The following is a 5,343-nucleotide window of genomic DNA, read 5'->3' as shown; positions in this document are numbered from 1 at the left end:
TGGAGTTGTTCAGCCCACAGTTTCGCATTGCCCCGGATCCCCAGGACAGGTTGCCCTCACCCACCCGCAGCACCGACCCACGACACCCAAGCCACATTGGTTTTAGTCAAACGTGTGCAGTGCCCATGGATACACCGCCACCGTGTTTTCCGAATCACAAGTGGGGAGCCAAAGAACCCCTGGAAGGGAAGCGCGGAGCCCTCGCCGCATTTCGTTTTAGTCAAGCGAGGGTGCGCCCCATGACCTCCATTCACCGCCATTGGCCCATCGGTGATTTGCCGGCTTTCGTTTCAGGAGCGCTCCCATGACCACCGCTGACCTGGGCGCGTTTGCCCGTCGCGTGCTGGCCTTCCATGGCGCCCGTGCGCCTGCCACTCCCCGTTGGACGCTGGACGTGGCCCGCCGTTCCGAACGCCCTGTGTGCGCTTTCTGCACCGCCCCCCTGGACTTGGATCGTCGCCACGCCTGGGGGCTCTCACCGCTCGTTCCGTTGAGCCTAGCCGGCCCAAGGGACGCCGAGAACCTGCGCATGGCTTGCAAGCGCTGCATCACCGAGCGGGGCACCCGTGACCTGTTGGCCTGGCCCGAGTTGAGCCAGCGGCTGCCACCAGAACCCCTGGACGCCCTGCTGGCCGACCGACTGTTTGTCCTGCAGCGCTCCGATAACCACCTGGTCGAGGTAGGGCGCTTTGCCAAGCCAGCCACCGTCCTTGCCCAGCTTCAAGAGCGCTGGAAACACCCCCGATTCGTCGTTCATGCCGAACGGCATTCGGACACCTGGATGCTGGGGTGGCCACTGGCCCACCGTGCCCATCTGACGCGAAACGACTTGGCGGCGCTCTTGCGCAACGTGCACCAAGGCGAATGGCTGGAACACCCCGAGGTGGTGGCCTTCCGGTTGACCGAGGATGTTTTTCAATCAGCGGTGTGGCAACTGATCGCCCTCCACGCCTTGGTCATCCCCCTGGCCCAAGAAGAAGCACCCCCTCCCGATCGAACGTTTGAGAATCGGTGGATGGCCCGGTATCCAAGCCTGAGCCAGATCCGCCGGCGGCGACAGGGCGCGCACGAAACACCCTGGCCTAGCCAAGGCAAAGACCATGCCCGGACTTACAGCGACAAGCCCAACGCGGTTCGCATGCGGACACAGCGCCAAGCCACTCGTCAGGAGGAAACCAAGGCACAGTGGCTCAATGCCCGGCGCCGTTTAGCGGACCGGGACGCTGGGGTGGCCAGTGGGACGTTGAGGCCATGGCTCCCTGGGGAACGGGCCGCGCTGCAGGCCGACGTGGACGATCTGGCGGCTGCGTGGTTGAAAGCCCGCCAGCGGAAAGCGGAAGGCCGCTCTCAGCGGCCGTGATCCACTACCATTGTTCAAGCCTCAAACGACCAGCTAGCCACCATGGACGACACAGACAAGGAACGGATTGCAAATTGGCGTCTGACGAAGCAGATGCGGCGAGAGAGAAAGTGGGACGAGCAAAACAGCAGGTCCTACAGCAGTCATTTCACCTTGACGGACAAGGACGCTGCAGATGTAAAGGAGTTCGAAGAGCACCTGGTTCGCAAACACTTGGGGAAGGGCCAGCTCACCCGACGCATGTCCACCAATGAGCTTGGGCTAGCATTGCGCACCTGGAACCTAGAAGAGCTGAATCAGCTCTGGAGCATGCGCCGAGAGAAGCTCACTTACCTCGAAGACGCCGCCCTCCTGTTGGCCCATATCCGACACCGATCCGGCATTGACCCAAAGCTGCGCCCGGCAGCAGAGCTGCTTGGATACGACGCCATCCAAGCCCTCCAGGGCGTCCTTGAGGAGAGCGGGCGGTTGGCAGTGGAACAGGCACTGCCCCCAGCGGCGGAAGCCGTCGTTGCCGAGGGCAAGCGGGTGGAACAAGTCCTTCGGGTGATCCGAGAGGGCCAAGCGGAGTTTCGTAAACGCCTAGTCGCTCACTACGGAGCCGTGTGCATGGTCACCGGGACCGCCTTGGCAAGCGTCATCGACGCCGCTCACATCGTCCCCTACAACGGGGCAGCCACCAATGCTTTGAGCAATGGCTTACTGCTACGGAAGGACATCCACGCGTTGTTCGATGCAGGCCTGTTAACGATCGGGCCGGACCTGGTCGTCTACGTCAGCGCGGGGGTGGACGATCCGTTCTACCGTTCGTTGGACGGAAAGAAGCTCTCGCTGGACACTCCGCCCAAGATGTCCAAAGAGGCCCTGCGGCGGCGACTGGCGGGCAATGAATCGTCCGAACTGGAGGTTGCTAGCCTTCCCCAATGAGCCGCCCCAAAGCTCCGGCTGATCGGACAAATCGAATCATTGCTCATGATAGGAACGCCCTCCGCGTGGATCCGGAAGTTCAATCAACGGTTCTTCGCGCCGTAGGCGTATGCCAGCTCCCGCCAGGGGACGCTTTTTCAGCTGCTTTTGCTCTGCCCACGGGATGATCCACAGACACAGAAAAGCGGCCATAGCCGCTTTCTTCGTCCCCCTGATTGTGAGGGTCAGTAGATCTTTCCGTTCTTGCTCATCCCCAAGTTCCGCACCGCTACCCTGGCGGCTTTGCGGTCCTCCGCGTGCTCGTCCACCGGCGAGCTCACGATCAACAGCGTGTTGTCTTGGATGAGCGACGCGGCCGCGTAGTCTGCCAGCGCCACCATGGCGGTGGTCAACGCGACTTCACTCCCGGCGTCCTCCGAATCGTCAAAGCCGAACAGCTTGGCGATGTTCTCGCGGAGCTTTGGCGGGATCGTCACCATGGCCCGGTGGTGGCGCAGCCCGTCCTCCCGACGGCGGTAGTCGTGCAGGGTGACCGATCGGGGCATGACCATGTGAACCCGCTTGCCTCCCACGCTTCCCGCCTTCTGGCTGTCGTCGTAGTCAAAGTAGGACTTGCGCTCCGGGTAGTCGCCTGGCCCCAGCAACAGGTGCTCCGGGATGCGGGCAATCGGAACGCTTGCCGATTTGCTGGCCCGGCGGGGCTTGGCATGGGTCACGTCCTTGACGTCATCCAAGGTGCGCTTGACGGCCTTCTTCGTGGCAGCCTTCTTGGCAGGAGCTTTGCGAGTGGCCATGGGTAGGTCTGGGAGGGAAACCAAGGGAAGCTCCATCATGCCGCAGCCCTCCGGCCTGCACCAGCAGCCAGGATGTCGCGCACCCGGACCGCCAAGGCGTGGATCTCCTCCTGGGCCACCCGGGCCCAGCGGCCGTTGGCGTCGAACACGGTCTTTCCCTCCTCGTAGCAGTCCGCAAACAACGCACGATCCCGCACCAGCATGGCGCCCGACATCTTGGGGTGCTCCAGGCGACGTCGATGGGCTGCCCGCCTCTCGTTGGCCCGGTTGGCGATGGGCAGGAAACGCTTTCCCTTCTTTTCAAGAACATCCACGGTTCGCAGGAAGATGAGGAAGCTGGCCCCGTCGAGCAACGTCGGCACCAGGTAGAGGTCCGCCTCGGGAATCACCTCGTTGTCCGGCAGACGCGGCGGGGTGTCGGTGATCTCCACGTCGAAGCCAGGGGAGCGCGATCGCCCGACACTGAACGGTGTTTCGTCCGACAGTGAGGCAAACGCGCAGGCCCCGCCTTGGGGGTCCCGGTCATTGACCAGCACACGCAGGCTGGGGTCACGGGCATAGCACCCGGCTAGATTCAGGGCCAGCGTCGTGCGGCCGACGCCACCCTTGAGTGAGAAGTTGCACAGTCGCATAGGACATCCTTTCGTGAGTAGATAGGGGTTTCTCTCGAATCTACCCCGACGCTGCCATAGCGCAAGTGCATGTTTTTGCAACCCTTTCGGGCCGTTCAGCCCTTGGATTATTTTCTATCCTTCCGACAAGGCGGCTGGACGACGGCAGTCCCACCGCAGCGTGTGGGCGGTGTTTGACGCCGAGCAATGCAGATCGAACGGCTGAGAGGCCATCCATGCTTTGACAGACGGTGGCGCAGCGCCATGCAGTGCTTCGATGATCGTCCAGCGTTGTTTTGCCGGACCGAACTCCGCGAACACGTCCGCTCCGGCTTCAGCCAGCATTCCAGCCATCTTGTCGTAGCACTGTCGCTTGGCCGGGTCATCCTGGTTCACGTGCCACGCCATGCAAGCGACGTGGAAAGCGGTGATTCCGTTGGGCCCCACCGGGTGGTCCAAGGACGGGAAAGCCGTCAGGCCCCTCCACGCCTTCAGACGTGCCTCGCGGATGGCCGCAATGGTTCTCTTCAAAGCCTGTGGGTTGCGGTGCTCGATGGCATCCAGAAGCCGTTGAGCACGCCGGTCTGTGGTCATTTCCATTTCAGCTCCTTGCGCAGCTGGCGCTCGAAGTGGCGTTGCTCGCGCGCCAGGCGGGCTTGCCGGCGAAGTTTGCCTTCGGGCAGGAACGCGGGAACCGTGGGAGGGATGTGCGCGAAAGGAAGGCCAGCAATAAGGCGGGACAAGTTGGCGGGGCTTTCAATCATGGTGGCGGTCTCTTGGGTTGTTTGGAGCTACGTTCGTGCGTAGGTCGACCCACTCACTTGACCTCATGCAACCAGATCGCCGAGCAATGTCAAGATGAAAAATCGACCTTTTTTTGACTAAAAACAGGGGCTTGCGGAATCCCAGGTGCATCGCATGCTGAGTGCATGACGCACACAACCCGCCCCCGTTGTTCGCCCACTCTCACCCACGTTTCCAAGGGCGTGCGCAGCGCGCTGGGCTTCACCCTCACCGAGGCCTTGCTTGCGCTCGGGGCCGTGACCGCCGCCACGGGCGCGATGTTCCTGTTCTTTGGCCAGGTCGATGCAAAGTCCAAGGTGGCCAGCGAGACGCGCAACCTGCGCGAGCTGTCCCGTCGTCTTGAAAGCAGCTTTGGGGTGGTGGGGACGTTCCGCGGGGTGAGCACCACGGCCGTGGTGGTCGATGGATTGGCCCCTGAATCCCAGCTCGGCGCCGGGGAAAACGTTTTGACCAACGCGTGGGGCGGCGCGGTGGACGTCCAGCCTTACACCGTGGATCGCTTCGGCGATTCGTTCTCCGTGAGCTACGCCGGCCTTCCTCGTCAAGCGTGCGTGGCCCTGGTCGCGGCCAACGCGGGCGGGGTGTGGGACGCGCAGGTGTCGGACGTGTCGGTGATTCGAAACACCGGCGGCCAACTCGACGTCGGATTGCTGAGCCGCACGTGTGCGGACAAATCGCGCGTGGTCTTCGTCTACCACAGCGGATTGTTGGGAGGCGAGTGGACCGGATCGCCTCTAGTATTGCCGCCAGCAACACCTCCGGCCACTCCACCCGGTTCTCCGCCCGTGGGATTCCCGGTGGGGCCCGTGGGGCCGGTGCCACCTTCCACGCCGGTGTCGCCCCCAAC

General features: G+C 63.0%; 7 protein-coding genes. 3 read left to right on the top strand and 4 right to left on the bottom strand.

What is annotated here, in order from left to right; translation table 11 throughout:
• The first annotated feature begins 304 nt into the window (after positions 1-304).
• Complete coding sequence (locus QRO95_RS24890; protein ID WP_235650001.1) at positions 305-1,360, top strand: hypothetical protein; 1,056 nt, start codon at positions 305-307, stop codon at positions 1,358-1,360.
• 42 nt (positions 1,361-1,402) lie between these two features.
• Complete coding sequence (locus QRO95_RS24885) at positions 1,403-2,287, top strand: HNH endonuclease (RefSeq protein WP_107432784.1); 885 nt, start codon at positions 1,403-1,405, stop codon at positions 2,285-2,287.
• A 224-nt stretch (positions 2,288-2,511) separates the two neighbouring features.
• Here the strand turns inward: QRO95_RS24885 and QRO95_RS24880 are convergent, their stop codons facing one another.
• The 4 genes from QRO95_RS24880 to QRO95_RS24865 form a co-directional block, all read right to left on the bottom strand.
• Positions 2,512-3,120, bottom strand: coding sequence for a hypothetical protein (locus QRO95_RS24880; RefSeq protein WP_061478916.1), 609 nt, complete (start codon positions 3,118-3,120; stop codon positions 2,512-2,514).
• Positions 3,117-3,713: a ParA family protein gene (locus QRO95_RS24875; RefSeq protein WP_061478917.1), complete on the bottom strand. Its 597-nt coding sequence runs from the start codon at positions 3,711-3,713 to the stop codon at positions 3,117-3,119. Before QRO95_RS24875 ends, QRO95_RS24880 begins: the two co-directional genes overlap by 4 nt.
• A gap of 114 nt (positions 3,714-3,827) precedes the next feature.
• On the bottom strand, positions 3,828-4,292 hold the full coding sequence (locus tag QRO95_RS24870) for a hypothetical protein (protein WP_049430686.1): 465 nt from the start codon (positions 4,290-4,292) through the stop codon (positions 3,828-3,830).
• Positions 4,283-4,456, bottom strand: a complete 174-nt coding sequence (locus QRO95_RS24865; RefSeq protein WP_156476632.1) for a hypothetical protein — start codon at positions 4,454-4,456, stop codon at positions 4,283-4,285. Before QRO95_RS24865 ends, QRO95_RS24870 begins: the two co-directional genes overlap by 10 nt.
• Before the next feature lie 222 nt (positions 4,457-4,678).
• On the opposite strand from QRO95_RS24865, the gene QRO95_RS24860 reads away from it, so the two are divergent.
• The coding region (locus tag QRO95_RS24860) for a type 4 pilus major pilin (RefSeq protein WP_285303693.1) at positions 4,679-5,343 on the top strand (665 nt) is incomplete at its 3' end.

This window comes from Stenotrophomonas maltophilia group sp. Smal13 (assembly GCF_030236855.1).
GTDB lineage: Bacteria > Pseudomonadota > Gammaproteobacteria > Xanthomonadales > Xanthomonadaceae > Stenotrophomonas > Stenotrophomonas maltophilia_A.
The sequence above is the reverse complement of the archived record's forward strand: the minus strand, read 5'-3'. Positions and strand labels throughout refer to the sequence as shown.